This is a genomic window from Pseudarthrobacter sp. NPDC092202 (assembly GCF_044755505.1).
Taxonomy (GTDB): Bacteria; Actinomycetota; Actinomycetes; order Actinomycetales; family Micrococcaceae; genus Arthrobacter.
Genome location: NZ_JBIVRG010000004.1, coordinates 23,090 through 48,612, shown reverse-complemented (window position 1 = coordinate 48,612; position 25,523 = coordinate 23,090). Strand labels below are relative to the sequence as shown.

Sequence of the window (25,523 nt, the reverse complement as noted above, 5' to 3'; positions counted from 1 at the left end):
GGCCGTTCAATGGAGAGCGCGATGATCCCCAAGAGTGACCAGGCCAAGTTTGAGACCAACCGCCGCCGCTTCCTGCAGGTTCTTGGACTGGGAGCTTCGGTCCCGCTCCTGGGCGGCGTGGCGGCGTGCAGCCAGGGGGGCGGCGGCGCACTCGGAGGCGGCGGCGGTGGCGGAAAAGTCACAGAGCTTGTGATCCCCACGGCCAAAACCCCATGGCTCGACGCCTACCGCAAGATGGCAGCCAAGTACCAGGAACAAAGCGGCATCCGGGTTACCCTCCGCGAGTTCCCGTACGACGGCCTGTTCACGCAGCAGACGAACGCCGTCCAGGGAAGCAGCTTCCCCTTCGATGTCTTCCAGATCGATGAATTCGGTGTTGGCCAGTTCTACTCCAACGGCTGGGTCCAGCCCTTCGATGCCATCGATCCCGGCTTCACCATCGACTCCGAAGTCCTGACCTATGCAAACCTCCCCTACTGGGACGCGGAAAAGAAGAGCTCCGCCGAGACCGGCAAGGTCATGGGCTACCCGATCAACGGCAACATGGACCTTTTCGTCTACCGCAAGGATCTCTACGAGGAATTGGGCCTTTCGGTTCCCAAGACCTGGGAGGAAGCCATTTCCAACGGACGCAAGGCCGTGGAGTCCGGAAAGATCCGCTACGGTTACGTGCCCCGCGCCCAGGCCGCCCAGGCCGGCCTTTCGGTGACCTATGAATTCATGCCCGTCTTCTACAGCCACGGAGGCTCGTGGTTCAAGGAAGAAGGCGTGGACTGGACACCCACCATCAACTCTCAGGCAGGCATCGCGGCCGCCACAACGTACCGGGAACTGGCCAAGATCGGACCCGAACAGCCCCAGACCGTGGGCCAGGCGGAAGTCATCTCGCTCATGCAGGGCGGCCAGGCACTGCAGACCCATGTGGTGGCCGCAGCGGCCAGCCAGTTCCTGAGCGAGGACAAATCCCAGATCGCCGGCGTCGTGGGCTTTGCCGAAGTACCTGCGGGGCCCGGCGGCACTCCGGCCCCCACCAGCGGCACCTGGAGCCTGGCCATCCCCGCCGGGCTGCCGGCGGAACGGGCGACGGCGGCGCTGGACTTCATCAAATGGGTCCTCACCGACGAGGCGCAGTCCATCTTCATGAACGCCGGCGGCATCCCCACCCGCCGCAGCGCGCTGGCCTCCGGTGCGGAATCCGGCGACGGCTCGGCCTACCTGAAGCCGCTGCAGGAATCCGTGGAACACATCAAGCCGTCCATCCGGCAGCCTTTTGGCCCCGCCATGGCGGCTGAGACCGAGAAGTACCTTTCCCAGATCGCCGCGGGGCAGGTCAGTCCCGCCGAGGGCATGGAAGCCCTGCAGTCCGCGGTCACCAAGGTGGTCAAGGATGCGGGGTACCTGAAGTGACCGCCGCCACTACGACGGCGCCGCTGCGCGCCTCGCGTGGAACAGCGGCCCGGCGCGGGAAGAAGTCCTGGTCCAAATTCGGACTGGTTGCGCTCACCCCGTTCGCGCTCTTCCTCCTGCTGTTCGGCGTCTATCCCGCCGTGGAGCTGTTCCGGATGGCCACCTCCGAAGTACAGGTCATCCAGGGCGGATTCCAGATGGAGTTCGCCGGGCTGGACAACTTCTCCCGCATCCTGACGGATCCGGATACCCTCCCCGTCTTGTTCGCCACCGTCGTCTTCATCGTCGGCGCCGTCGTGTTCACGGTGGTGCTGGGAACCATGCTGGCCGTCATGCTGGACCGGGCCGTGTTCATGAAGACTGTTGCCAAGCGGATCCTGATCTGGCCCACCGTGGTGGCTCCCGTCGTCGTCAGCGTTATCTGGCTCCTGCTCCTCAGCCCCACCATCGGCGCCGTCAACAAGGTGCTCCTCGCCGTCGGCCTTCCTGAACAGGGGTGGCTGGGCGAGCCCGTCGGCGCCATGCTGTCCATCCTCGCGGTGGACGTCTGGCACTGGACTCCCCTGGTGTTCCTGCTGGTGTACACCTCACTGCAATCGATCGACACCGAAATCCTTGAGGCTGCACGGGTGGACGGCGCCAGCGAATGGCAGAGCATCAAGATGGTGGTCCTGCCCATGGTCCTGCCCGTCATCATCACCTCCGCCGTGATCCGCCTCATCATGTCCGTCAAAGCGTTCGACGAAATGTTCCTGCTGACCCACGGCGGGCCCGGCAACGCCACGAACCTCATCAGCCTCCACATCCGCACCATCTTCTTCGACAGGCTGGAACTGGGCTACGGCTCAGCACTGGGCGTGGCCATCATCCTCATCTTCGCTGTGCTGGGCGCCCTCTACGTCCTGGCCAAGAAGGCAGTTACCGGAAGGCGCACCTCCAATGCTTAAGACCCAAACCCGCTCCAGCATGGGCATCATCGGGACCATTGCCGAACTCGTGCTCATCGCTGCCATTGCCGCCACGATCGTGCCGATTCTCTGGATGGTTGCGCTCAGCTTCCAGCCCCTGAAAAATATCATCGGCGCGGACATCGTTGCGGGCTTCTCCCTCAGCAACTACACCGACCTGCTCTCACCCGGCAATCCCCTGCTGGCACAGCTCGGGAACAGCCTGGTCATTGTTGTTGGCACCGTCCTGCTGTGCCTGGTGTTCGGTTCGCTCGCCGGCTATGCGCTGTCCCAGCTGGTCATTCCCCGTGCCGTCCTCCTGCCGCTGCTGGCACTGACGGCCTTCATCCCGCTGATCCCGCCCATGGTGCTGGTGCCGGGCCTCTACGCCACCATGTCCTCCTTCGGCCTCATCGGCGGAACCCTTGGCCTGGTCATCCTGAACACCGTGTTCCAGCTTCCGTTCGCGGCACTGCTCATGAAGGTCTACTTCGATGGACTGCCGGCGACCCTGCGCGAGGCTGCGCTGATCGACGGCGCCTCTGAGGCCACTGCCTTCCGGTCAGTGATGCTCCCCCTGGTGAAGCCGGGCCTGGCATCCGTGGGCACGTTCACCGGGATCATGGCCTGGAATGAGTTCCTGTTCGGCCTCACCATGACCTCCGGCGGCGTCACCGCACCGCTCACGGTGGGCATCGCCTCGCTGGTCCAGCCCTTCGAGGTGGCCTGGGGCCAGATGGCGGCGGCCGGAACGCTGGCGGCCATCCCCATCATCGTCATCACGATCATTGCCAACCGCTACATTGTTGCGGGCCTGACCGCAGGCGCAGTGAAGGGTTAGGAGCCGCTATGAATGACACTCCCACGGCTCCGAAGCAGCCAAACATCGTGCTCATCCTGGCCGACGACCTCGGGTACTCGGATTTGGGATCCTACGGCGGCGAGATCGACACCCCCAACCTGGACCAGCTGGCCGCGGGCGGCACCAGGCTCACCCAGTTCTACACCACCGCCCGCTGCAGCCCCTCCCGGGCGTCCCTCCTGACCGGACTCCACCCGCACCAGACCGGCATTGGCGTCCTCACCGGGGATGACTCTCCCGTTGGCTACAAAGGGAACCTGAACCGCAGCTGCGCCACAGCGGCGGAGGTCTTCTCCGCAAACGGCTACGCCACGGGCATCACCGGCAAGTGGCACCTGGCCGCGGACGCCCGCACCCCGAACGATGCCTGGCCCACGCGGCGCGGGTTCGACTACTTCTACGGAACACTCACCGGCTGCGGCAGCTTCTACAGCCCGGGGACGCTGGTCCGGGGCGAAACCAACATTGAGCATGAAGCCCAGGACCCGGATTTCTACTACACGGACGCCATCACCCAGGAAGCCGTTGGTTTCCTGGACCGAGCCACAGCCGAGAACAAGCCCTTCTTCCTCTACGTCGCCTACACCGCCCCGCACTGGCCGCTCCACGCCCCGGAGCGCGACATCGAAAAGTACGGGGGCCGCTTCGACGCCGGCTGGGACCAGCTGAGGCAGGAGCGCTTCGAGCGCCAGTACGAGCTTGGCATTGTGGAGCCCGGCAGCGAGCTGAGTCCGCGCGATCCTGAAGAACCAGCCTGGGAGGACACTCCGGAAAAGTCCTGGCAGGCCCGGCGAATGGAAACGTACGCGGCGCAGGTGGACAAGATGGACCGGGGAATCGGCAGGATTATTGCCGAGCTCAAGGAGAGGAATGAGTTCGACAACACCGTCATTATTTTCCTCTCGGACAACGGCGCCTCCCCCGAGGAGATCCCCCACTTCGAGCGGGAAACGTTCGTCAAACGGACGGATATCTACAGTTCCCACACAAGGGATGGCCGGCCCGTGCAGCTGGGCAACGAGCCCGGGATCGTGCCGGGGCCGGAAGATACGTACTCGAGCTACGGCAGGGCATGGGCCAACCTGTCCAACACGCCGTTCCGCATGTACAAGAAGTGGACCCATGAAGGCGGCATCGCTGCGCCGTTCATCATCCACTGGGCCGCGGGGGCGGTCCAGCAGTCCGCGCTGCTGCGCCAGCCGCTGCAGCTGACCAGCGTCCTGCCCACGCTCCTGGACGCCGCGGGGATCAGCCCGCTGACGGAGCTGGACGGGAATCCCGTCCAGCCGATTGAAGGGACCAGCTTCCTGAACCTGCTGCGGCAGGACCCCGGGAGCAGCCTCCGCCGGCAGGCCATGGATGCCCAGACCGGCACGCTGTACTGGGAACATGCCGGCAACGGCGCGATCCGCCGGGGAGACTGGAAACTCGTCCGCACCTTCCCCGGGCCCTGGGAGCTGTACAACCTGGCCAAGGACCCGACGGAGCTGAACGATGTTGTCACCGAGAACCGTGACCTTGCCGAGTCACTGCTCGCGGACTGGTCGCAGTGGGCTGACCGGGTGGGAGTGCTGCCCTTCGGGCGGATCGTTGAGCTGTACGAGCTCCGCGGCCGCCCCGCCATCGAGGCAGCGGGGTAGCGCGATGAAGCAGGTTGTTGCGCCGGTGATGGAAAGCCGTACCCGGCAGAGGATCGTTTCGCTCCTGTACTCGGCACCCCAGGGCCCTTCGGAAATCGCAAGCGCCCTGGGACTGTCCCAGCCTTATGTCTCCAACCAGCTGGCGGCACTGAAAAGCCACCGGCTGGTGACATCACGGCGCGTGGGGCGCAAATCGGTGTACCAGCTGGAGGACAAAGCGAAGTCGGCCATGATGGCTGCCCTTTCGAGCTTTTCCTCCCGCTGAGCCCGCTGGTACCTGCAAGCGTCAAGCGGTCGACGGCAGGAAGCACCCGCCGTCGACCGCTTTCTGTTTGTGAGGTGTCGCTTCCTCAGCCAATCCCCCTTGCGCTCTTAGAGCTGCCCGGTGGGGCCGCTGTCCTTGACTTCGCCGCGCCAGCCGCCGGTTTCGGACCCGCGCGATTCGATGAAGTCCTTGAACTTCCGCATGTCGGCCCTGACCTGCATCTCGTCGATCTTCAGCGCCGCGCCTGCCTTTTCGGTGACGGTTTCCGGCGCCCACTCGAAATGGACCTTGACCTTCGTGTGGTTGGCATCCAGCGGCGTGAACCTGATGATGCCGGCATGGGACTTGCCGTCGACGCTGCGCCAGGCAATCCTGTCGTCAGGCTCCTGGTCGACGATCTCGGTATCGAATTCCCGGTGGACGCCACCCACATTGGTCACCCAATGGTTGGTGGTGTCAGTCAGCTGGGTTACGGATTCCACACCGGACATAAACTGCGGAAAGGATTCGAACTGGGTCCACTGGTTGTACGCGGTCCGCACCGGGACATCGACTTCAACGGTCTGTTCAACGCGTTCCATCTGCTTCCTCCTCAAGAAGGACGGCCGCAACGGCGGACCGGCAGGGCTTGCCATCCTGCCAGTCAGGCAGCCGCCACCTTTGCACCATAAATCGGGCGGCGGCCAGTGTCCAGAGCCTCGGGATTCCCGGCACCCCGGACGGAGGTGGGAGCTTGGAAAGGCAGAAGCGGACGACGGCGGGAGGCACCCGCCGTCGTCCGCGTACCTTTGGTGCCTACGAGCTGAAGGGGACCTTTTCCCAGCTCAGGACGTCGCTGCCGTCGGCACTGTTACCGGCGACAGAAAACCTGACGTAGTTGGTGGCGTTCGCGGAACCGTCCACCGTGATGCGCTGCAGGTCATCGGCTTCCGCCTGGCCGTAGATCTCCAGCCAAGGCGAGCCTGCGGCGAGCGGCTGGTTCTCGGCGAAGACGTGGCTGTCGCCATTGATGAGGTACACCGGCGCGTCGAAGCTGTTGGTCTCCTCGACGATGGCCGCCACGATCTCGCGGAAGCCGGAGACAACCTCCGGGTTGGCGGTGGCCGCGGCGAGCAGCGAGGGATCGAACATGTCGGCCTGGGTCATCAGGACGACCGCGCGGTCATTGCGGCGTTCGGCGTCGGCAAAGGTCTCGCGGATCTGGGCGAGGACGGCGCCGGTTCGGTACTCCACCTCGGCCACCTGTTCCGGCGTTGCGCTGGTTTCGCCCAAACCGGTCCACGGCTGCAGTGAATTGTTGCTGCCCTGGACGTTGAGCACGGAGAAGGCCACCCGGTTCTGCGCGAACCTGACGTTCTCCGGCAGCCCGAGGTTCTCCTGGGTCTTGACCGGCAACGTGGCCCCCAAGGTCTTGCCTGGCTCGTTGAAGAACACCTCCCGGAGCCGGTCCAGCCGCTCCAACGGATTGTAGGCTCCGTTGTTGGTGCGGTGGCAGTCCACCCATTCGTTGTCCCCTGGGGTGAAGACCAGCGGGTGCTCGAAGGTGTCGAACTGTGTCCGGATGTTGGCGAAGTACTCGTCCGAGCAGACCGAGGAGCCGTTCTTGATATCACCCACGTGGGTGACGAACTTCAGGTCCTTGTCCGCGTTGATGTCCTGGATGCGGGCGGGAAACTTGGCGATCTCAGCGTCGCCGTAGGGAATATCGCCAATAACGCCGAAGGCGAAGGACTCCTTCTGGGAGCTGTCCTCGGCGGCGTTGGCGGGCTGGGCGGCAAGGAGGCCGAGCGCCAGGACTGCTGCCGCCGTCGTCGTTTTCATGGTTTTTGATGGCATGGGGAGGTACCTGTTTCTGCGGGGAGCGGCTGAGGACGTGGCTTAGGCCGTGCGGGCGGTGAGGAGCGGCTGAGGACGTGGCTTAGGCCGTGCGGGCGGTGAGGAACTGCTGGAGCGCCTCGAGGTCATCGGTGTTGATGTGGTCCACGCCGGCGTCGGCAAGTTCGGTCCAGATGGCCTCCCGTGCTGCGCCGGGCTGGTCCGGGGTGGCCCAGAAGCGGACGCGGTAGCCGCTGGCGTGCGCCTCGGCCACGTAGGCGTGGAGCTTGGCGCGCTCGGCTTCCGGCATGGGGCCGACGCCCTGCCAGGTGAAGAGCCTGGTCCAGTTGTCGCTGACCAGCGGCATCAGGCCGGCGGGCTTGCCGGTGGCGAGGTCGGCGGAGCGGCCATCGTAGAAGCTGAACCGCTTCTCCTGTGCCTGCATCGTGGCCAAGGGGCGGTTGCCGCTGATGACAGCGGTGACCGGTCCGGTCTTGACGTTGCCATTCGTGTAGCGGCTCATGATGTCGCGGTGCTCGGCCAGTTCCTGCTCGATGGCGGCGTAGGTGGCCTCGCCGTCGCTCTTGATGTCGATCAGGAGCTGCAGGCTGCCGTCCCAGTGCGGGTAGACGCTGTGCCCGGGCTGGCTGCGGACCAGGTCCTGGAGCGGGTCAAGGTAGAGGCTTTCGAGCGTGACGCCGGGCTGGACGTCCTCCCGGTCGTGCGCCACCAGCAGTTCGCCGTCCACCAGCCACACGTCGGCTTCGACGCTGGTGAAGCCGTGCTCCAGGGCGTCGAACAGGGGGCGGCCATGTTCGTAGTCATTGTGGGCATGTGCCTGGGCCAGCGGTTGGCCGACGACGACGGGAGCCGGCTTGGTTGCTTCGGCTTGGGCGGGTGCAGCTGCTGCGGTTCCTGCCAGGGAGGCGAGGACAGCGACGGCGGCGAGGGTGCTTTTCACGAACACGGAGTACTCCTACGTACTGCTGGGATGTCCGCCCGGCTCTCTGGCGTGCCGGGCGAAAGGGGGCGTGAAAAGACTGCTGGTTGCGGGAGAACGCTTCGGGGCCGGCGGGTTGCTGGGAAGTGAACTGCGAGGGACATGGCAGGGGTTGCGGGGCGCGATGGCACATCCGCACCTGGTTACTGCCGGGTCAGCTCCACGCTGAGGATGCGGTCGTCGTCGGGGCCGGGCGTACCTCGGCCGTCGGTGTTGTTGGTGACGAACCAGAGCCTGCCGTCCGGAGCCTCCGTGACGTCGCGGATGCGGCCGAATTCGCCGTCGTAGTGGATGGTCGACGTGGAGGGGTCGGCCACGGGAACCGCCCGGAGGACCTGGCCGCGCAGGTTGGCGATGAACAGGGTCCCGTCAATGTGCGCCATTCCGCTGGGGCTGGCCTCGGTGGGCTCCCACTGCTGAACCGGGTCAATGAAGTCCCCTGTGGTGGCTATCCCTTCAACGGTAGGCCAGCCGTAGTTGGCCCCCGGGCTGATGATGTTCAGCTCGTCCCACGTGTTCTGCCCGAACTCGGTGGCGAACATGGTGCCGTCCTCCGCCCAGGCCAGGCCCTGGGGGTTGCGGTGCCCGTAACTGTAGACGAGCGAACCCGGGAAGGGGTTGTCGGCGGGGACGCCGCCGTCGGGGGTCATCCTCAGGATCTTCCCGTTCAGGGAATCGAGGTCCTGCGAGCTGTCGCGCCGGCCCGCATCGCCAATCGCGACGTAGAGCATGCCGTCGGGCCCAAAGGCGATCCGGCCGCCGTCGTGGTAGCTCGCGGAGCCAATCCCGTCGAGGATTGTTTCGGCCTGTCCCAGCGCCAGCGCCCCTGGTTCTCCGGTGACGTCGAAGCGCTGGAGCCTGTTTCCGTCCGTCCCGGTGGAGTAAACGTACAGGCGGCCCTGGCTGTCCACGGCCAGGCCCAGCAGCCCGCCTTCCCCCGCAGCCGTCACACCGGGAATGTCGCCAATGGTGCGTGTGGTGCCGTCAGGGCTGAGTTCGAGGATCCGGCCGCTGTCCCGTTCGCTGACCAGCGGGGTGCCGTTGCGGAACACCACGGACCAGGGAGCTTCCAGCCCGGTGGCCACGGCCTGGGGCGCGCCGGCCGGGGTGGCGTTCCCCGCCGTCGCCGATGCCGACGCCCCGGCTGACGAGGGAGTCGGGGAGGGAGTGGGGGACGGAGCCGACGACGTAACAGGCGAAGGAACCGGCGTTGGCGTTGCTGCCGGCGTGGTGGTGCAGGAGGCCAACATCAGGCCCGCTCCGAGAGTTGCTGCCAACAGGGCTGGGGTGCGGGTGGCTTTCATGGCTTTCTCCTGATGCATTTGAGGATGATTGCTTTGCGGTGCTGCTGTTGCGGGCGCCGCTTTGCTGGCTATGTGGGAAAGGCCGTGCGGCGTCCGTCAACAGCAATAACAATCGCGACGGCGGCCAGGCCCACCAGGGCGGCTGGCAGGACCATTCCGTCAAGGCTGCTGATCACCACCGCACCCGCCACCCCCGCAGCGAAAATCGCGAGGTTGAACGCGACGCCGAGCATGGAGTTGGCAACGTCCGCGTTTTCACCGCTGGCAGCGCTGATGGCCGTTTGCAGCTGCGCTGCCGCGCCGCCGAAGGCGATGCCCCACAGAACGATCGCTATGAGGACTGCCACCAATGACTTGTGGCCAACGATGAAGATCGCACCGGCCACCATGAAGCTCCCCAGGCTGAGCAGGACCAGGCGTCGAAGGCCATTGTCGATCACGGCGCCGGTGATGGCGATCCCCGCAATGGCGGCCGCGCCGAACGTTGCAAGCGCTGCGTCCACCGGGAGGTCAAGGCTTGCCCCGCGGAGGTAGGAGCCAATGTAGGTGTACATGATGTTGTGGCCAAGCATCCAGCTGACGATGACGCCGAGGACAACCGCCACGCCCGGGATGGCGAAGACCCGTACGAGGGGTACCCGCGTCCCGGCCCCTTGGCCGGGCGCGTCCGGGACCAGGAAGACCGCCAATACCAAGGTGACTGCCGTGAGGATTGCGAGGACGCCGAAGGACCAGCGCCAGTCGAGCGTCGTTCCCAGCCAGGAGCCGAAGGGCGTCCCCACTGCCAGGCCCACCGGGGTTCCAACGGACGCAACGGACAGGGCGCGGCCGGCCTGGTGCGGAGCCGTGATGCGCCGGGCATAGCCGGCAGTCATTCCCCACAGCAGGCCGGAGGACGCCCCGGCAATGAGCCGTGCTCCCAGGGAAAGGGCGATGTCCGTGGAGAACGCCGTGATGAGGTTCGCGGCCAGGAAGCCGAAGATCCCGACGACGAAAACGGGCTTCCGGCGCAGGCCCCGGGTCAGGGCAATGGCTGGCATGGCCGCAATGATTGTTCCCAGGGCGTAGGCGCTGACAAACTGCCCCGCAGTCCCCTCGGTGACTGCCAGTCCTGAAGCGATCTGCGGCAACAGGCCGGCGGGCATGGTCTCGGTGGCAATCAGGAGGAACCCCATCAGGGCCATGACCAGCAGGGCCGCCCAGGGAAAACGCCCGGCCGGGACGGAAAGACCGCCTGCCGGGGCGGAATCCTTTGTTTCCTCTGGGATGCTGGTGTTTTCGGAGGGCAGGGCGTCGATGGGTGCCTCGCGGGCGCCTTCCTCAAGGGTTGCTCGGGTCAAAACGGTTCCGTTCTTTTGTGGAGAAATTGTCGGAGCAGCCGTGTCATCCCGCTCAGTTAGCGGGAGCCAGCCTGGCGGTAAAACCGCTTGTCCGGTCCCGGATCGCCTCGAGGTCATCGAAGGATCCGATCCGCACAATTCCGCGGGAATACCCCACATGCTCGTAGAAGAGCACGAGGGCCTGGTCGGGGGCGTAGTAGCCGATGGTCAGTGGTTCTGCGCTGTCACCGGCGGGAACGCCGTCGAGCGAAAGCGCCTCCGGCAGCTCAGCGATCTTTTCCTGGCCGCCGTAGTCCCTGAAGGAGAGCGTCAAGGGCAGCTGGGCGATCAGGGAGCGTGCAGTTGCGTTGCCGGAAAGGGTGCCTGTCACCGTTTCGCCATCGATGTCGATGGTGACCGGAGCGTTGTCTGCCGCCCCCGAGGACGGCACCGGTGATTGCTGGGAACCCCCGGCGGCCGCCGTCGATGTTTCCGGCACCGGCGACTGGTACGGGGAGGAGGGCGGCTCAGTGGTGGAGGCCGGTCCGTTCGAAGGGGTGTTGCATCCGGCCAGGGGCAACGCCAGCACCCAAATCGCAGCAAGGGCCAATGTCTTCAGGTGCATGGGAGCTGGTCCGTTCCAGTGAGGAATGTTCGGTCCATTCCAGCAAAGCAGCTGGAGAAGAAGTGTAGGAGCCCCTGTTATGAGGGGTACTGGCAGGGACCCCTCGGCGGCGTCGGCCATTCTTCCCCAGCTGCCGCCCGGCGTCGTCAACCGTCTGTCCGGGTCCTCTCGGGCACAGCCTGGACGGCATTTCCATACTCGCTGGCCGCCCATGAGGCGAGCAGCTGCATGCGCTCAGCGGACGGCGACCCCGGCTCTGCAGTGTAGACCGTGAGAGTCAGCCCGGGTTCAGCGGCCATCTCCAGCCCCTCGAAAGCGAGAGTCATTTCACCCACGACGGGGTGGTTGAACGTCTTGAAACCAGTGCCGTGGTGGCGGACGTTGTGCGCACCCCAGCGCCGGCGGAACTCCTCGCTGCGGGTTCCCAGCTCGCCGATGAGGTCGTGAAGTTCCTTGTTATGGGGGTCCCGGCCAGCCTCCGTCCGGAGGATGGAAACGGTCACCTCCGCGAAGGCGTCCCAGTCCGGGTAGAACTGGTGGGCACGTTCGTCCAGGAACGTGAACCGGGCGATGTTCGGTGGCTGGCCGGGCATGTCGTAGCAATCCTTGTAAAACGCCCGGGCCAAGGGATTGACAGCCAGCAGGTCCATCCGGCCGTTGCGAACGAACGCGGGGCCGGCCGTGATCGCATCGAGCACCCACTGCAGGCTCTGGTGCGGAACGTAGGACTTTGACGTCCGCCGCCGCGGCGGCCGTGCAACCGGGCTGGCCGCCTGGGCGAGGTTGAACAGGTGCGCCCGCTCGGCGTCGTCCAGGCGCAAGGCCCTGGCGATGCTCTCCAGCACCTGGCCGGAGGCACCGCTGATCGCGCCGCGCTCCAGGCGCGTGTAATACTCCACGCTCAGGCCGGCAAGGGTGGCCACTTCACTCCGCCGCAAACCCTTGACGCGCCTGTTGGTCCCGGCGGGCAATCCAACCTGCTCCGGGGCCACCTGGCCGCGCCGCGAGACAAGGAATTCGCGTACTTCAGCTCGGTTGTCCATGTGCTTCACGCTAGGGCAAGTCTTGCGGGGGAGGGAGTCCCTTCCAGTACCCCTCCCCCGCAGCCCCCCTTCCTAGAGCTGTGTACGGAAGAAGTCCGTGAGCTTGTCGAAGGGGATGAGGCCGGTGCGGTCGTAGAGGTCCACGTGGCCGGCACCGGGAACCCAGAAGAGTTCCTTGGGGCCGGTGGCGAGCCGGTAGGCCTCTTCGCTGAACTCCCTCGAGTGTGCCTGGTCACCGGCGATGAACAGCAGCGGCCGCGGGGCGATCAGGTCCAGGTCATTGAACGGGTGGAAGTTCATGAACTTGGTGTTGGTGGCCAGGGCCGGGTGCGTGGTGGTGTTCGGGTGGTAACCGCGGGCGGTCCGGTAGAAGTCGTAGAATTCCCGGTCCACCGCAGTGGAGTCTGCCGTGAGTTCTTCCGGTGTGCCGCCGGTGTATTCAATCGCGCCGCCGGCGAACTCGACGTCACGCTGGGCGGCTGCCGTGGCGATGAAGGCCTTGCGCTGTTCCAGCGTCACGGACTTGTTGAGCCCGTCGCGGTTGGCGGCGCCCATGTCGTACATGCTCACCGTGGCGATCGCCTTGATTCGCGGATCGATCTTTGCCGCGCTGATCACGAAGCTGCCGCTGCCGCAGATCCCGATGGCCCCGACGCGTTCCTTGGCAACGAACGCCTGCGCCCGCAGGTAGTCGACGGCGGCGCTGAAGTCCTCGGCGTAGATGTCCGGTGAAACGGAGTTGCCGGGCTTGCCGGCACTCTCGCCCCAGAAGGAGAGGTCGAAGGAGAGCGTAACGTAGCCCTGCTCCGCCATCTTGGTGGCGTAGAGGTTGGCGCTTTGTTCCTTCACGGCGCCCATGGGGTGGCCTACCACCAGCGCCGGGTGGGTGGTCCCCCGGTCCAGGTTGTTGGGGACGAAGAGGTTGCCCACAACCTTCATCTCGTACTTGTTCTTGAACGAGATCTTCTTCACCGTGACCTGGTCGCTGGTGTAGAAGTTGTCTGCGCCGTTGGAGGTGTCACCCGGCTCGAGGTCCTTGCGGGAGGTGGGAGCGGCGAAAGCCGGCCCGGCTCCTGCCAGCCCAGCCGCGCTGGAGAGCCCGATGGCCGCCGCGCCTGCCCCTGTCAGCTTGATGATGTTGCGGCGCGACACGCCAGCCTGGATTCCCTGGGAAGTGGTGTTGTTTGCGTTGCAGTCCGTGCTCATCGTCTTCATCCTCGTGATTCGTCGGTTACGTATGTGGTTGGACTTCGTCGTCCTTTCGAGCACACCACAGCCGAAACGGCCAGCGGGAGTCCCTGCTGAGGCTGGTTCTGCCAGAGCCCCCATAGGTACTCATGCACTGGTCACCCAATGAGAGGGGCCCTGCAGCCAACCGGACTCGGTTGGTGGCGGGGCACGCCGCGCCAGCCGGTAGATTTGAGCTGATGATTTCCATTGACCGGGACGACCCCGCACGCGGCGACGTCCACCTGCTCCTCAGCGAACACCTGGCGGACATGTACGCCACCTCGCCGGCCGAAAGCGTCCATGCCCTGGACCCCTCCGCGCTTTCCTCGCCGGCAATTACGTTCTGGACCGCCCGTGAGTACGGCAACTTGATGGGGTGCGGCGCGCTCAAGATCCTGGATTCCCCTTCCGCCCCGCCGGTGCATGGCGAGATCAAGTCCATGCGCACCACGGCAAGCGCACGGGGACGGGGCGTAGCCACCCTGATGCTCCGCCATATCGTCGACGACGTCCGCGCCCGGAACCTTCAGCGCCTCTACCTTGAGACCGGAACCGAGGACTACTTCGCTCCGGCCCGGCGCCTCTACGCCCGGAACGGCTTCACAGAGTGCCCGCCGTTTGCCGGCTACGTCCTTGATCCCAACAGCGTTTTCATGGAGCTCCGTCTGTAGGATCCGCTCCAGCGGGCACCGCGGAGACAGCCCGGAGCGTCCCGGGGGAGATGCGTCGGGCGGCAAAGCGGTCAGGCAACCAGGTCTCAGGCAGCATGGCGCGCCAGGCGGCGAAACGGTCACGCAACCAGGCGCCGGGCCTCAATGGATTAGGCGTCCAGTCGCCTCAGGCGGCGAGACGCGCCAGGATGGCCTGTTCAAGGGGGCTGGTGGCCTGTTCCAGTGGGTGAACAGTACCCGGGAGGCATTCTGGTGGGATGAGTGGTGGTTCCCGGTTCGGCTGTTCGGCCGGATAGTGCCGTCCGGCCGGTGAAATCCAGCCTGGTGGCTCATCCTTCATAGCCGCCGTTGGTGTCCAATCCTGCCAGTGTTTAAGCCGGTGATGCTTGGGGCATGCCTGTCCAAGGTTGCTGATCCCGGTAACTCCGCCGTGTTGCAGGGGGTGTGACATTGTGGCTTGCGGCTGCGGGAACGCGTGCCAAGGAACCATGCGGACGACGGCGGCACCTCCCGCCGTCGTCCGATTGGCTTTAAGCGGTGCGCCTGTCAGCAGGTGACCTGGCGTCACATAACGCGGCTACAGCCGGATCCTGGCGGGCAACGCCCTACCCTTAACAGGTGACTTTGACTAAGATGCGCACCGCCGCCGCGAGCTCACTCGCCGCCGCCGGTCTCCTGTTTTCCCTCGCCGCCTGTTCCGCGCCGGCAACCCAGCCCGCTGCCTCTGAGCCGGCACCAGCAGCCACCTCCAGCGCCGCGACATCCGCCGACGCTCCCTGCGACGGCGTGAAGGTCATCGTTGATTCGGGCGCCCTGAAGCAGGAAGCCGCCGACACCAACGTCTGCGTGCCCGTGGACGAGCCCACCGTCGCCGCTGAGATCCTCGAAGAAGCGGACGTTGAAACCGAGGGCACCACCGAATACCCCAACGAGCTGGTGTGCCGCGTCAACGGCGTGCCCGCCGCGGACTTCGACATCACCCACAAGGGCGGCACCTACCGGGAAGAATGCGGCAATATGCCCGCAGCCTTTGCCTACTGGGCCCTCTGGGTGAAGCCGGCCACCGGTGACTGGGCTTACGCCCAGGAAGGCCTCGCCACCCTCAAGGTGGGCCCGGGCGAGAGCCTGGAACTGCTCTTCACGGTCGACGGCGAACCGGCCGCCCCCGCGGCATGACCTTCCGACCCGCGCCGTTACGCGCCGCGGCGGCCCTCGCCGTCGTGTTCATCGCGGCGCGGGTCCTCTACCGCATCCTCTTCAACGGGACTGGCATTGGCGAACCGGTCCTGCTGGACCTGCCGGCGATGCGGCTGCCTGCCCCGTACTCGCATGTGGTCCTCCTGGGCCCGGTCACGGGTCCCGGGCTGTGGGCGGCGGTCCTGTCCGCCCTGCCGATTGCCGGGATGTTCCTCGGCTTCGGCCTGCTCAACGCCTGGGTGGATGTGGCGCGCGGCTTTGTCCACCTGGCCCGCCGCGGCCCCATGCAGGGTGTGGGCCGGATGCTGGTGGTGGCCTGGGCGGCGCTCCCCGCGCTGTCCGACGCCGTGACCTCCGTACGCCTGGCGTTCCGGCTGCGCGGCGAAAAGTTTGGACCCCGCGCCCTGGTGCCCATCCTCGAGCACACCCTTGAGCATGCGGGCCGGGTTGCCGCAGCCCTGGAGCTGCGCGGCTTCGGGAGCCGTGCGAAGCACCGCTTCAGGAACGACGACGGCGGCCCGCTTCTGGTGCGGGACGGACAGTTCCGCATTGGGGACGCGCAGGTGAACGTCCCGGAGTTCACACCGCGGGGCGGATCCATCACGGTGATCACCGGTCCCACGGGCTCCGGGAAGTCCACCATCCTGCGGGGTATCGCCGGCCTCCTTTCGCATGTTGACGGTGGAGAGGTTTCCGGCACCGTGAGCGTCGCCGGCATGGACCGCAGCACCACACCGCCGCGGGATACTGCCCGCAGCGTCGGTGTTGTGCTGCAGAATCCCCGCGCAGCCTTCGCCACCACCAAGGTCCGGGACGAGATCTCCCTGGCCCTTGAACTGCGCGGCGTGGCATCCGCTGCCGCCAAGGCCCGGGTGCTGGAGGTCGCCGAGCGTATCGGAGTGGCGGCGCTGCTGGACCGGAACGTCAGCACGCTCTCGGCGGGCGAGGCAACGCTCGTGGCCATCGCCGCTGTAGTGGTGGAAAATCCGGCCCTGCTCTTGGTGGACGAGCCCCTGGCCGACCTCGACACCAAGGCCCGCGGGCACGTCATCGCCGTGCTCCACGCCCTCGCCCGCGACGCCGGCGTCTGCGTCATCGTGGCCGAGCACCGTGCCGAAGCGCTCGTCCCGGTGGCCGACTCCTGGTGGACCATCGACGACGGCATATTGATCCCAGCTGCAGGGGTCCCGGGTGCCGCGCCATCGCCTTCCGCCCCGATCCGGGCCATTCCGGTGCCGCTACAGCGAGCTGACATCGCCCCGGTGCTGACGGCCGCAAACCTCACCGTTCACCGCAAGGGCACACCGCTGGTACGCGACGCATCCCTCACCCTGCACCGCGGCGAAGTGGTGGCCCTGGTAGGACCGAACGGAGCCGGGAAGTCATCCCTCCTGGTCGCGCTCGCCCTCGGTGAAGGCAGCGGCGGGAGAGGCGGCGAAAGCGGCGGCGTTGTAACAACGTTCGACGGCGGCCGCGTCGCCCTGGTGCCGGACGCCTCCGACGACCTCTTCACCAGGGATACGGTGGCAGGCGAGCTCCGAGCAGCCGAGCGGCGCCTTGCCCGTCGAAAGAACAGCCGACAGCTCGCACCCGGTTTTGCTGCGTCCCACCTGGCCCGGCTGCGGGGCAACTTCACGATCCCGATTGAGCACGAGCATCCCCGGGACCTCTCTGCCGGCGAGCGCAGGATCCTTGCCATCGCGCTGCAGACCATGGACAACCCCGAGGTCCTCCTGATCGACGAGCCCACCCGCGGGCTCGATCCGGCAGCACGCGCAGCCGTCGCCTCGGCCCTGAAAGCCGCGGCGGACTCCGGCGCGGCGGTCCTCATCGCCACGCACGACCACGACTTTGCCCACGGCCTCGGTGCCCGGATCCTCCCGATGCGTGACGGCGTCGCGCCGTCTGCTTTGGAGGACAAGGCGCCGGAGACCGGCCCGGCTGTTGCCGCCACGGCCCAGCCGGCCAGAGCACCGCGGATCCTGGCACCAACGCCCATCGACGCGCCAACGGACATCACCAGCGCCAAGAAGCCGCACCACATCCGGCTGCCGCGCGGCGCCGAGCTCTCAATACTCGCCGCGGCAAACCTCCTGGCTTTCGGTGCGTTCTGCTGGCCGCTGCTCTCCGCGGCCCTCCCGCAAGAGGCCGCCGCTGCCCTCCCGTACGCGGCGCTTGCCATCGCACCCCTCGCCGCCGTCGCCGTCGTCGTGTCCCTGGACGGTTCTGTCCGCTCGGCACACACGGTGGCGCTGCTCGGCGTCCTGGCTGCGGTAGGTTCCGCGGTGCGGGTGGCGAGCACCGGCGTCGGGGGCGTGGAAGCGGTCTTTATCCTGCTGATCTTGGCCGGCCGGGCGTTCGGTGCCCGGTTCGGCATGCTCCTCGGCGCCGCCACCATCGCCCTCTCAAGTGCGCTGTGGGGCGGCATCGGCCCGTGGACGCCGTTCCAGGTCTTCGCCTGCGCATGGGTGGGCGCGGGTGCAGGTCTGCTCCCCCGCCGGGTGCGCGGGCGAGCGGAACTGTGGATGCTGTGCGGCTACGGCGCCGTGGCGTCCTACCTGTTCGGCCTGCTGACCAACCTGTGGTTCTGGCCGTTCGCGGTGGGCGCCGGCACCGGCATCTCCTACGAGCCCGGTGCGCCGCTGGCCACCAACCTGAGCAGCTTCCTGCTGTACTCGCTGGTGACGTCGACGGCGGGCTGGGACACCCTGCGTGCCGTCACCACGATCATCGGAATCGTTGTGGTGGGGCGGGCCATCCTCGCAGCATTCCGGCGGGTGAAGCCGGTTTCCAGCGCGGGCAGGCAAGCCGCGCAGGCGCAAAACACACAGGCCAAGGACCGGCTTCAACTCAAGGTCTGAGGACGCCCGAACCCGATGAATCCGAGGGCTTGCCACAGCGAAGGACGCGCTCAGCGAACGGGGTGCGTCCTTTTGCTTGCCCGCAATAGCAGCGAGCAGGAGTGGCCACCCGCCGTTTCCGGCCTGTCCACCGGAAGGGCCCCGCTTCCACCGTCCTACCCCCACCGCAGGTAAATGCCTTCGCGGGATTCGGGTATCTGGTACCCGGGTGCCCATCAGCCCGCGGCCGTACCGTGGACAGCGGAGCCGGCGGCGTAGGTGTACGGCTGAGACCACGTGCATCTCCCCCAGCCGCCGCCGGCTCCATTCCCGGTGAGAGGCCGTGCTGCGCCCCTACGCGTCGGGGCGTAGCGGCAGGACAATTGAAGGAGCGCGGACACTATGACCCCTCGCGAAACACCGGGCTACGAGCCCACGCAGTATGAAGCTGGGTGGCGGTTGAAGCCGCGCCCGTGGCCTATTGGCCCACGTGAGAGCTACGGAAAAGTGGACTTTGATGACAGTGAGGGAAAAGCGGTCCTCACCCTCTACATTCAGCGCGCGCCCGAAGAAGGTTACGTCCTGCACGTCGAGCACTTAGCCGCGCCACTGCGGGTGGATGGTACGCTCCTTCGCCTGAGCCCGGCTCCTCACTTGGACATGAGGGCTGCGGACTTCCGCCGGATCTCCGCTGCCCGTACGGCTGCTGCGAAGGCCGAAGCCGAGCTGGACGCCGCCGTCAGCGTCGCCCGCACGAACGGAGACTCGTGGGAGGTTATCGGTGCCGCCCTCGGCACGTCCGCTCGAAATGCCGGGGAGCGGTTTGGACACCATTGAGTTGCAGAATCTGCTGTCGACGAGGTGACGAACGTGCGTATACGACGGCGAAGCGGGCAAGCCCTAATGCTCGCTCCGGCCAGGCCAAAGACCGTTTCAGGAAAAGACGGTTCTGCCTGGCCTGGCCTTCAACGCCCGGGGATCGTTACGACGTCTGCCCGGGCCGCGTCACTTCCTCCAGCAGCTCCAGCACGTGCCGGTATTCAGCCCCGGTTGCCCGGGTCATGCCCAGCTCACAGGTGCGGTTGCAGGACGCATGGGCTGACGCGCCCAGCTCCGCAACCTCCTCCCCCTGCTTCCGCGTGGCCGACTCCGTGAGCTCCGGGTGGAGCATGCCTCGGTCCCCCGCGAAGGCACAGCAGCCCCAGTTCATGGGGACATCCACCTTCTCGGCCACTGCACCGGCCACTGCATCCAGGGAACCGTTGATCCCCATACGCGTGGACGAGCAGGTGGGGTGCAGTGCCAGCGAATCCAGCTTCTTGTGGTCCGGGAGCCTGGGCAGGATGCGCTCGGCTGCGAAGTCCACCGCGTCCACAATCCGCAGCGGACGCTGCCCCACCAGGGGAACGTCCGATTCCACAGCCTGGCGAAGGCCCTCCGTGCAGGACGACGCGTCGCAGATGATGGCCAGTTCCCCGTCGCGGGTGGCTTCCCTGAGTGCGGCCACGGTTTTCTCCTGCATGGTGGCCTGGCCGGCCACCATGCCCTTGGAGGACCAGGGGGTGCCGCAACACAGGCCATCGATGCCCTGCGGCACCAGCAGCGTGATCCCGGCCCGTTCACAGAGTTGCTCGAAGCTGTACTGGACTCCCGGCCCGGGGTTGCCGGACTGGTCCGCACCAGCCGGCCCGAACATGGTCCCCACGCACGCGGGGAAGTAGACGGCGTCCGGTGCCCGGTCCGGCGTCTGACGTTTCCGCACGGAACCGCCGCCCGGCAGCTCCGCCGAGTAAAGCGGGACGGTGTCGGTGCCCAGGACCGCCCTGGCGGCCTTGTTGGGCGGGACCAGCGCGGCGGCCGGCAGCTTGTTGACCACGGTCAGCGCCAGCGAGGCGCCGCGGGTCACCCCTTCCCAGTGCTTGGCAGCCGCGTTCCAGGCGCCGTTGGCCACGGGGCCGGCGTCGGAACGCCTGATCCGCTTGACCAGGAGGCCCGTGTTGATCTCCACGGGACAGGCCGTCTGGCACATGCCATCGACAGCGCAGGTCTGCACCGATTCGTAGTCGTAGTCCTTTTCCAGCTGTTCCACCAGCGCATTGTCACCGGCCAGGCGCGCGGCCTCGATGGCACGCAGGGTGACGATGCGCTGCCGCGGCGTCAGCGTGAGGTCCTTGCTGGGGCACACCGGCTCGCAGTAGCCGCAGGAAACGCAGCGGTCCACCTCTTCGGCCACCGGCGGCGCCGTTTTGATGTGCCGGAGGTGCGCCTCGGGATCGTCGTCCAGGATGACGCCGGGGTTGAGGATCCCGCGCGGATCGAACAGCTCCTTGATCCTGCGCATCACGCCGTACAGCTCATCCCCGTACTGCCGCCGCACATAGGGCGCCATCACCCGTCCGGTGCCGTGCTCGGCTTTTAGTGAGCCGCCCTCCCCCAGCACCAGGTCCACCATGTCCTCGGTGAACGAGCTGTACCTGTCCAGCTCCTCCGCGGTGGTGAACCCGTCCGTGAGCATGAAGTGGACGTTCCCGTCTTTGGCGTGGCCGAAGATCACGCTGTTGCTGTAGCTGTACTTGTCGAACAGCCCGATAAGGTCCTGGCAGGTGCGGCCCAGCACGGGAACCGGGACCACGATGTCCTCCAGCAGGGCGGTGGTCCCCTGCGGCCGGGCGCCCGCCACCGAGGCGTACAGGCCCTTGCGCAGGTGCCAGAGCCCCGCACGTGCTTTGGCGTCACCCGTGAAGTGGGCTTCGGCGGAGAGGCTCAGCTCCTTGAGGATGCTTTCACCGCCCTGCTGCAGTTCCGCGAGCTGATCCTGCCCTTCGGCCGAGTATTCAACCAGCAGGGCTGCGTGGTCCCGCACCACCAGGTCGCGTACGACGGCGGGAGTCCCCTTCAGCGCCTGGCCCACCTTGAGGGACAGCGCGTCCATGAGCTCCACCGTGGCTGCGCCGGTTTCCACCAGCGCAGGCAGGGCGGCGTTGGCCGCCTGCAGGTCAGGGAACACCAGCAGTCCGGTGGCGGCGTGCTGCAGCCGCGGGATGGTGCGGAAGACTGCCTCGGCCACGAATCCTAGGGTTCCCTCGCTGCCGACGATCAGGTGGGCCATGATATCCACCGGGCTGCTGAAGTCCAGCAGCGTGTTGAGGCCGTAGCCCATGGTGTTCTTCATGGCGAACTGCTGCCGGATCCGGCGGACGGACTCACTGTTCCCGCGCACCCGGTCCGCCAGCTGCGCAAGGCCCTGGTACAGCTCCGGCTCGAGCGTGCGCAGCTGGGTGCCCGCGTCCGGGGCTCCGGTGTCAATGACGGTTCCGGAGGGGAGCACGACGGTGAGGGACTCAAGCGTCCGGTAGGCGTTGTCCACGGTGCCGCAGTTCATGCCGGACGAGTTGTTGGCCACCACCCCGCCAATAGTGCACGCGGCCTCGCTGGCCGGATCCGGGCCGAACTTCCGGCCGTAGGGTGCCAGCCGGGCATTCAGCGCCCGCACGGTGACGCCGGGCTGCACCCGGACGCGTGCGCCGCCGTCGAGCACTTCAATGTCCCGGAAGTTGCGCCGCACGTCCACCAGCACGCCGTCGGTGACGGCCTGGCCGCTGAGGCTGGTTCCGCCGGAGCGGAACGTGAGCGGGACGCCCTGGGCGGCGCTCGCGCGGAGCAGGCCGCCCACGTCGGCTGCGCTTCCGGCGGTGACCACGGCCTGCGGGATCAGCAGGAAGTGGGAGGCGTCGTGGGCGTTTGCGTGCAGGTCGATGGCCCGGGTTTTGACCTGGGCAGCGTCGGTGACGGCGGAGCGGAGGGCTGCGAGGTCCAGCGGTGCCATATCAGGGAACCATCCAGCCGAGGACGGGCGTTGACTGCAGGAAGATCAGGACCGTGATGAGGGCCAGGAGGCCCAGGCTCCAGCCGATGAGCTTGCGGAACAGGGTTCCCTCGGCACCGTCAAGACCCACCGCAGCCGAGGCCACGGCCAGGTTCTGCAGGGACAGCATCTTGCCCATCACGCCGGCGGAGGAGTTGGACGCAGCCATCAGCACGGGTGAAAGTCCGGTCTGCTCCGCTGCGGTGGCCTGCATCTGCCCGAACAGCGAGTTGGAGGAGGTGTCCGAGCCGGTGAGTGCCACGCCGATCCAGCCGATCAGCGGCGAGAGCAGGGCGAAGAAGCCGCCGGCGGAGGCCAGGGCGAAGCCCAGGGTGGTGGTCTGGCCGGACAGGTTCATCACGAAGGAGAGGCCCAACACGGCGGTGACGGTGACGATGGTCCAGCGCAGCTGCACCGCAGTGTCGCGGTAGATGCGCAGGCCCTGGGATGCACTGATTTTGTAGAGCAGCATGGTGAGCAGGCCGGAGAACAGCAGCAGGGTGCCGGTGGCCTTGAGGTGGTCCAGCTTGAACTTGGTGGCCGCCACCGGCTTGCCGGCCGAGTCCGTGATGTCCAGGCCGGGCCAGGCGAACGTAACGCTGCCAACCTGACTCAGCCAGGCCTTGACGGCAGGGATCTGGGCCACGGAGAACACGGCGATGATGATCAGGTAGGGCGCGATCGCCATCCAGATCTGGCGCGGCTCGGGCCGGGAGTTGTCCGTGGGGATGGCGGGGTCTGCAGGCAGGGCGCTGCCGCCGCTGCCGCGTGCCGCCGTCGTACCTTCCTGTGCCGTACCTTCCTGTGCCGCGGAGCCGCCCGTTCCGCCGGCGCTGACAACGGCGGGGACGTCAGCAGCCTCCACGGCACCGCCCATGCCCACGGTTTCCTTCGGCTGCCAGACCTTCAGCATGAGCAGGACGGCGGCCACGGTGACGACGGCGGCGACGACGTCCGTGAGTTCCACGGCGAAGTAGTTGGAGGTGACGAACTGGGCCAGGCCGAAGGCGGCGCCTGCCACCAGTGCCACGGGCCAGGTCTGCTTGACGCCGCGGCGGCCGTCCACGATGAACACCAGCAGCAGCGGGACGATCAGGGCGATGAACGGCGTCTGGCGTCCGGCCATGGCGGACAGCTCATTCAGCGGAAGGCCGGTGACGCCGTTGAGGGCAATGATGGGTGCGGCCATGGCGCCGAACGCCACGGGAGCGGTGTTGGCCAGCAGCGAGACAATCGCGGACTTCAGGGGTTTCATGCCAGCGGCCATCAGCATGGCTGCGGAAATTGCCACGGGTGCGCCGAAGCCGGCCAGCGACTCAAGCAGCGCACCGAAGCAGAAGGCGATGAGGATGGCCAGGATCCGGAGGTCGTTGGAGATGGAACGGATGGTGCGTCCCAGAACCTCGAACCACGGCGTGGCCACGGTGAGCCGGTAGATCCAGAGCGCGTTCACCAGGATCCACAGGATGGGGAACAGCCCGTAGAAGATGCCGGCCGCCGTGGCGCTCAGGGCCTGGTTGACCGGCATCTGCCAGCCGACGATGGCCAGCACCAGTGACAGGGCCAGGCCGGCCAGGGCAGCGAAAGGTGCTTTGACCTTGAAGACGCCAAGGAGGACGAAAAGCAGGACGAGGGGAAGAGCCGCGCAAAGGGCTGAAATCACGAGGGACCCGACGATGGGGTCGAGGATCTGCTGAAACATATGTCTCCAGATTGTGTTAGGCGTCACAACACCGTGGCGCCCTTCGATTGTCTAACAAGTACACATGTTGGTCAAGTACCAATGTTGTTCTGTCTGGCAAGATGAAGTAACTCGGAAAGAACCTTGGGAGGGAACGCACGTGCCCGGTCGCATTGCAGCAGTCTCCATCGTGGAGGCGATCGCCGCAGATCTGCGGAGCCGCATCTTCTCCGGGGAGCTCGGTTCCGGGGAGGCTCTCACCGAGACGGACGTCGCTTCCACCTATGAAGTGGCCCGCCCCACCGCCAAAGCCTCCATTGAAAAGCTCGTGGCCGAAGGGCTGCTGGACAGGGGAACGCACAAGACGGCACGCGTGGTGGATCTGGGACCGGAGTCGGTCCGGGACATCTACCTGGCCAGGGCATACCTGGAAAGCGAAGTGCTCCGCCGGCTGGCCTCCGGCCGGACTGTTCCGTCCGGTGCCGTGCAGGCGAACAAGGACATTGCCGCTGTAAAGAGCGGTGCGCCGCTGGACGTGGTGGAACCGGACATGAGGTTCCACACCAGCCTGATCGATGCTGTGGGCAATACGCGCATCAGCAAGATGTACCGGTCGCTCGTTGGGGAAGTCCGCCTGTGCATGTCCCGTGTACAGTCGCTGCATCTCCTCGACACCGCCCTGATCCAGGCGGAGCACCAGAGGCTGCTGGAACTGATCGAGGAAGGCCGGGGCGACGAAGCCGCCGGGCTGCTCGACGTCCATTTGGGGCGCGCCCGTGAACGGCTGGTCGCTGCAATGGGTGGCGAGGCCGGACCTGAAGCCCAGTCGCCGTCCGACTTGGTAACCGAGTAAGGAGCCTGCCTATCTCACCACGAAGGTCATAGTGGGAGGATCCCTAGGATTCGCTATTTCCCGTGGATAGTCTGGGACAGGACGCCACCCGATGGAGGGTCAGTGAGGACGTGAGCGAAGCAGTTGCGGCGGTAATGGGCCGAAACAATGTCACCATATCGGGTCAGGATGATGGGCCTGTGATGATGTTTGCCCACGGTTTTGGCTGTGATCAGGCTATGTGGCGGAAGCTGCTGCCCTATTTCGTTGATGACTACCGGTTGGTGCTTTTTGACCATGTCGGTGCAGGACACTCCGACATCAGCGCCTATGACTGGGAGAAGTACGGGTCCCTGAAGGGGTACGCCTCGGACCTGCTGGAGATTTGCGCCGCCCTTGAACTTGAGGACGTCATCCTGGTGGGCCACAGTGTCAGCACGATGATCGCCGTGATCGCCGCAGTGCAGGACCCCAACCGTTTCTCCCAACTGGTCCTGCTTGCTCCTTCGCCCCGTCATACCGATGACCCGTACGACGGCTACGTGGGCGGGTTTTCGCGGGAAGATATCGAGGGCCTGCTGGCAGCTTTGGACAGCGACTATTTCGCCTGGGCCGCGGCCTTGGCCCCCGTGGTTATGGGCAACCCGCAGGAGCCCGAATTAGCGGAGGACCTGCGAGTCAGCTTCTGCCGGACAAATCCGACCATCGCAAGGCACTTCGCCGGGGTAACCTTTTTCTCCGACACCCGCCCTGAACTGAAAAAGGTGCGCACGAACTGCCTGATTCTGCAGTGCGCCGATGATCGGCTTGCCCCGCCGGAAGTGGGCGCCTACCTGCACGAAAATCTGGAACACAGCACCCTGGTGCAGCTTCAGGCCACCGGGCACTGCCCCCACGTCAGCGCCCCGGAGGAAACTGCCCGGGCTATTCTTCGCTACCTCGACACCCGCTCGTGACAGGCGCCGCCGCCCCTCCCCCGG

21 protein-coding genes are annotated in these 25,523 nt (G+C 66.4%); 11 read left to right on the top strand and 10 right to left on the bottom strand.

Going from position 1 to position 25,523, the window contains the following annotated elements; genetic code table 11:
• The first annotated feature begins 21 nt into the window (after window positions 1-21).
• From ACIQF4_RS08295 to ACIQF4_RS08275, 5 genes are read left to right on the top strand one after another with little or no spacing between them, the layout of a single operon-like run.
• Window positions 22-1,407: an extracellular solute-binding protein gene (locus tag ACIQF4_RS08295; RefSeq protein WP_400517366.1), complete on the top strand. Its 1,386-nt coding sequence runs from the start codon at window positions 22-24 to the stop codon at window positions 1,405-1,407.
• Window positions 1,404-2,354, top strand: coding sequence for a carbohydrate ABC transporter permease (locus tag ACIQF4_RS08290; protein WP_400517365.1), 951 nt, complete (start codon window positions 1,404-1,406; stop codon window positions 2,352-2,354). Before ACIQF4_RS08295 ends, ACIQF4_RS08290 begins: the two co-directional genes overlap by 4 nt.
• A complete protein-coding gene (locus ACIQF4_RS08285; RefSeq protein WP_400517364.1) occupies window positions 2,347-3,195 on the top strand; it encodes a carbohydrate ABC transporter permease in 849 nt (282 codons plus the stop codon). Before ACIQF4_RS08290 ends, ACIQF4_RS08285 begins: the two co-directional genes overlap by 8 nt.
• Before the next feature lie 8 nt (window positions 3,196-3,203).
• Window positions 3,204-4,856, top strand: coding sequence for an arylsulfatase (locus ACIQF4_RS08280; protein WP_400517363.1), 1,653 nt, complete (start codon window positions 3,204-3,206; stop codon window positions 4,854-4,856).
• 4 nt (window positions 4,857-4,860) lie between these two features.
• Window positions 4,861-5,121 (top strand): ArsR/SmtB family transcription factor, encoded by a 261-nt coding sequence (locus ACIQF4_RS08275; protein ID WP_400517362.1) that lies wholly within the window; start codon window positions 4,861-4,863, stop codon window positions 5,119-5,121.
• A gap of 107 nt (window positions 5,122-5,228) precedes the next feature.
• Here the strand turns inward: ACIQF4_RS08275 and ACIQF4_RS08270 are convergent, their stop codons facing one another.
• The 8 genes from ACIQF4_RS08270 to ACIQF4_RS08235 form a co-directional block, all read right to left on the bottom strand.
• The gene (locus tag ACIQF4_RS08270; RefSeq protein ID WP_400517361.1) at window positions 5,229-5,702 is read right to left on the bottom strand and encodes an SRPBCC family protein; all 474 of its coding nucleotides are present in this window, start codon (window positions 5,700-5,702) and stop codon (window positions 5,229-5,231) included.
• Window positions 5,703-5,916: 214 nt separating this feature from the next.
• The gene (locus ACIQF4_RS08265) at window positions 5,917-6,957 is read right to left on the bottom strand and encodes a hypothetical protein (protein WP_400517360.1); all 1,041 of its coding nucleotides are present in this window, start codon (window positions 6,955-6,957) and stop codon (window positions 5,917-5,919) included.
• An 82-nt stretch (window positions 6,958-7,039) separates the two neighbouring features.
• Window positions 7,040-7,903: a phosphatidylinositol-specific phospholipase C/glycerophosphodiester phosphodiesterase family protein gene (locus tag ACIQF4_RS08260; RefSeq protein ID WP_400517359.1), complete on the bottom strand. Its 864-nt coding sequence runs from the start codon at window positions 7,901-7,903 to the stop codon at window positions 7,040-7,042.
• Between the two features lie 176 nt (window positions 7,904-8,079).
• A complete protein-coding gene (locus tag ACIQF4_RS08255) occupies window positions 8,080-9,240 on the bottom strand; it encodes a PQQ-dependent sugar dehydrogenase (RefSeq protein WP_400517358.1) in 1,161 nt (386 codons plus the stop codon).
• A gap of 68 nt (window positions 9,241-9,308) precedes the next feature.
• Window positions 9,309-10,580, bottom strand: a complete 1,272-nt coding sequence (locus tag ACIQF4_RS08250; protein ID WP_400517357.1) for an MFS transporter — start codon at window positions 10,578-10,580, stop codon at window positions 9,309-9,311.
• A gap of 52 nt (window positions 10,581-10,632) precedes the next feature.
• Window positions 10,633-11,184, bottom strand: a complete 552-nt coding sequence (locus ACIQF4_RS08245; RefSeq protein WP_400517356.1) for a cyclophilin-like fold protein — start codon at window positions 11,182-11,184, stop codon at window positions 10,633-10,635.
• Between the two features lie 146 nt (window positions 11,185-11,330).
• Window positions 11,331-12,227, bottom strand: coding sequence for a helix-turn-helix transcriptional regulator (locus ACIQF4_RS08240; RefSeq protein ID WP_400517355.1), 897 nt, complete (start codon window positions 12,225-12,227; stop codon window positions 11,331-11,333).
• A 72-nt stretch (window positions 12,228-12,299) separates the two neighbouring features.
• On the bottom strand, window positions 12,300-13,433 hold the full coding sequence (locus tag ACIQF4_RS08235; RefSeq protein ID WP_400517353.1) for an alpha/beta hydrolase: 1,134 nt from the start codon (window positions 13,431-13,433) through the stop codon (window positions 12,300-12,302).
• Window positions 13,434-13,654: 221 nt separating this feature from the next.
• Here ACIQF4_RS08235 and ACIQF4_RS08230 point away from each other — a divergent pair, with 221 nt between their 5' ends.
• The 4 genes from ACIQF4_RS08230 (at window position 13,655) to ACIQF4_RS08215 (ending at window position 19,002) form a co-directional block, all read left to right on the top strand.
• Window positions 13,655-14,128 carry a GNAT family N-acetyltransferase gene (locus ACIQF4_RS08230; RefSeq protein ID WP_400517352.1) on the top strand — a complete coding sequence of 158 codons (474 nt, stop codon included), beginning with the start codon at window positions 13,655-13,657 and terminating at the stop codon, window positions 14,126-14,128.
• Between the two features lie 618 nt (window positions 14,129-14,746).
• Window positions 14,747-15,304, top strand: coding sequence for a hypothetical protein (locus ACIQF4_RS08225; RefSeq protein WP_400517351.1), 558 nt, complete (start codon window positions 14,747-14,749; stop codon window positions 15,302-15,304).
• A complete protein-coding gene (locus ACIQF4_RS08220; RefSeq protein ID WP_400517349.1) occupies window positions 15,301-18,186 on the top strand; it encodes an ATP-binding cassette domain-containing protein in 2,886 nt (961 codons plus the stop codon). Before ACIQF4_RS08225 ends, ACIQF4_RS08220 begins: the two co-directional genes overlap by 4 nt.
• 381 nt (window positions 18,187-18,567) lie before the next feature.
• Window positions 18,568-19,002 carry a hypothetical protein gene (locus ACIQF4_RS08215; RefSeq protein WP_400517348.1) on the top strand — a complete coding sequence of 145 codons (435 nt, stop codon included), beginning with the start codon at window positions 18,568-18,570 and terminating at the stop codon, window positions 19,000-19,002.
• A 145-nt stretch (window positions 19,003-19,147) separates the two neighbouring features.
• Here ACIQF4_RS08215 and ACIQF4_RS08210 read toward each other — a convergent pair whose 3' ends face one another.
• Entirely contained in the window at window positions 19,148-21,991 is a 2,844-nt protein-coding gene (locus ACIQF4_RS08210) for an FAD-binding and (Fe-S)-binding domain-containing protein (protein ID WP_400517347.1), read from the bottom strand.
• Window position 21,992: 1 nt separating this feature from the next.
• Entirely contained in the window at window positions 21,993-23,732 is a 1,740-nt protein-coding gene (locus ACIQF4_RS08205) for an L-lactate permease (protein ID WP_400517346.1), read from the bottom strand.
• A gap of 139 nt (window positions 23,733-23,871) precedes the next feature.
• On the opposite strand from ACIQF4_RS08205, the gene ACIQF4_RS08200 reads away from it, so the two are divergent.
• Window positions 23,872-24,564 (top strand): GntR family transcriptional regulator, encoded by a 693-nt coding sequence (locus ACIQF4_RS08200; RefSeq protein ID WP_400517345.1) that lies wholly within the window; start codon window positions 23,872-23,874, stop codon window positions 24,562-24,564.
• A gap of 110 nt (window positions 24,565-24,674) precedes the next feature.
• Window positions 24,675-25,499, top strand: coding sequence for an alpha/beta fold hydrolase (locus ACIQF4_RS08195; RefSeq protein WP_400517344.1), 825 nt, complete (start codon window positions 24,675-24,677; stop codon window positions 25,497-25,499).
• Window positions 25,500-25,523 lie beyond the last annotated feature (24 nt).

Coding starts and splice junctions, on each gene's coding strand:
- ACIQF4_RS08295 (WP_400517366.1), top strand. CDS start 22: ATGATCCCCAAGAGTGACCAGGCCAAGTTTGAGACCAACCGCCGCCGC.
- ACIQF4_RS08285 (WP_400517364.1), top strand. CDS start 2,347: ATGCTTAAGACCCAAACCCGCTCCAGCATGGGCATCATCGGGACCATT.
- ACIQF4_RS08280 (WP_400517363.1), top strand. CDS start 3,204: ATGAATGACACTCCCACGGCTCCGAAGCAGCCAAACATCGTGCTCATC.
- ACIQF4_RS08275 (WP_400517362.1), top strand. CDS start 4,861: ATGAAGCAGGTTGTTGCGCCGGTGATGGAAAGCCGTACCCGGCAGAGG.
- ACIQF4_RS08270 (WP_400517361.1), bottom strand. CDS start 5,702: ATGGAACGCGTTGAACAGACCGTTGAAGTCGATGTCCCGGTGCGGACC.
- ACIQF4_RS08265 (WP_400517360.1), bottom strand. CDS start 6,957: ATGCCATCAAAAACCATGAAAACGACGACGGCGGCAGCAGTCCTGGCG.
- ACIQF4_RS08255 (WP_400517358.1), bottom strand. CDS start 9,240: ATGAAAGCCACCCGCACCCCAGCCCTGTTGGCAGCAACTCTCGGAGCG.
- ACIQF4_RS08245 (WP_400517356.1), bottom strand. CDS start 11,184: ATGCACCTGAAGACATTGGCCCTTGCTGCGATTTGGGTGCTGGCGTTG.
- ACIQF4_RS08240 (WP_400517355.1), bottom strand. CDS start 12,227: ATGGACAACCGAGCTGAAGTACGCGAATTCCTTGTCTCGCGGCGCGGC.
- ACIQF4_RS08235 (WP_400517353.1), bottom strand. CDS start 13,433: ATGAGCACGGACTGCAACGCAAACAACACCACTTCCCAGGGAATCCAG.
- ACIQF4_RS08230 (WP_400517352.1), top strand. CDS start 13,655: ATGATTTCCATTGACCGGGACGACCCCGCACGCGGCGACGTCCACCTG.
- ACIQF4_RS08220 (WP_400517349.1), top strand. CDS start 15,301: ATGACCTTCCGACCCGCGCCGTTACGCGCCGCGGCGGCCCTCGCCGTC.
- ACIQF4_RS08215 (WP_400517348.1), top strand. CDS start 18,568: ATGACCCCTCGCGAAACACCGGGCTACGAGCCCACGCAGTATGAAGCT.
- ACIQF4_RS08210 (WP_400517347.1), bottom strand. CDS start 21,991: ATGGCACCGCTGGACCTCGCAGCCCTCCGCTCCGCCGTCACCGACGCT.
- ACIQF4_RS08205 (WP_400517346.1), bottom strand. CDS start 23,732: ATGTTTCAGCAGATCCTCGACCCCATCGTCGGGTCCCTCGTGATTTCA.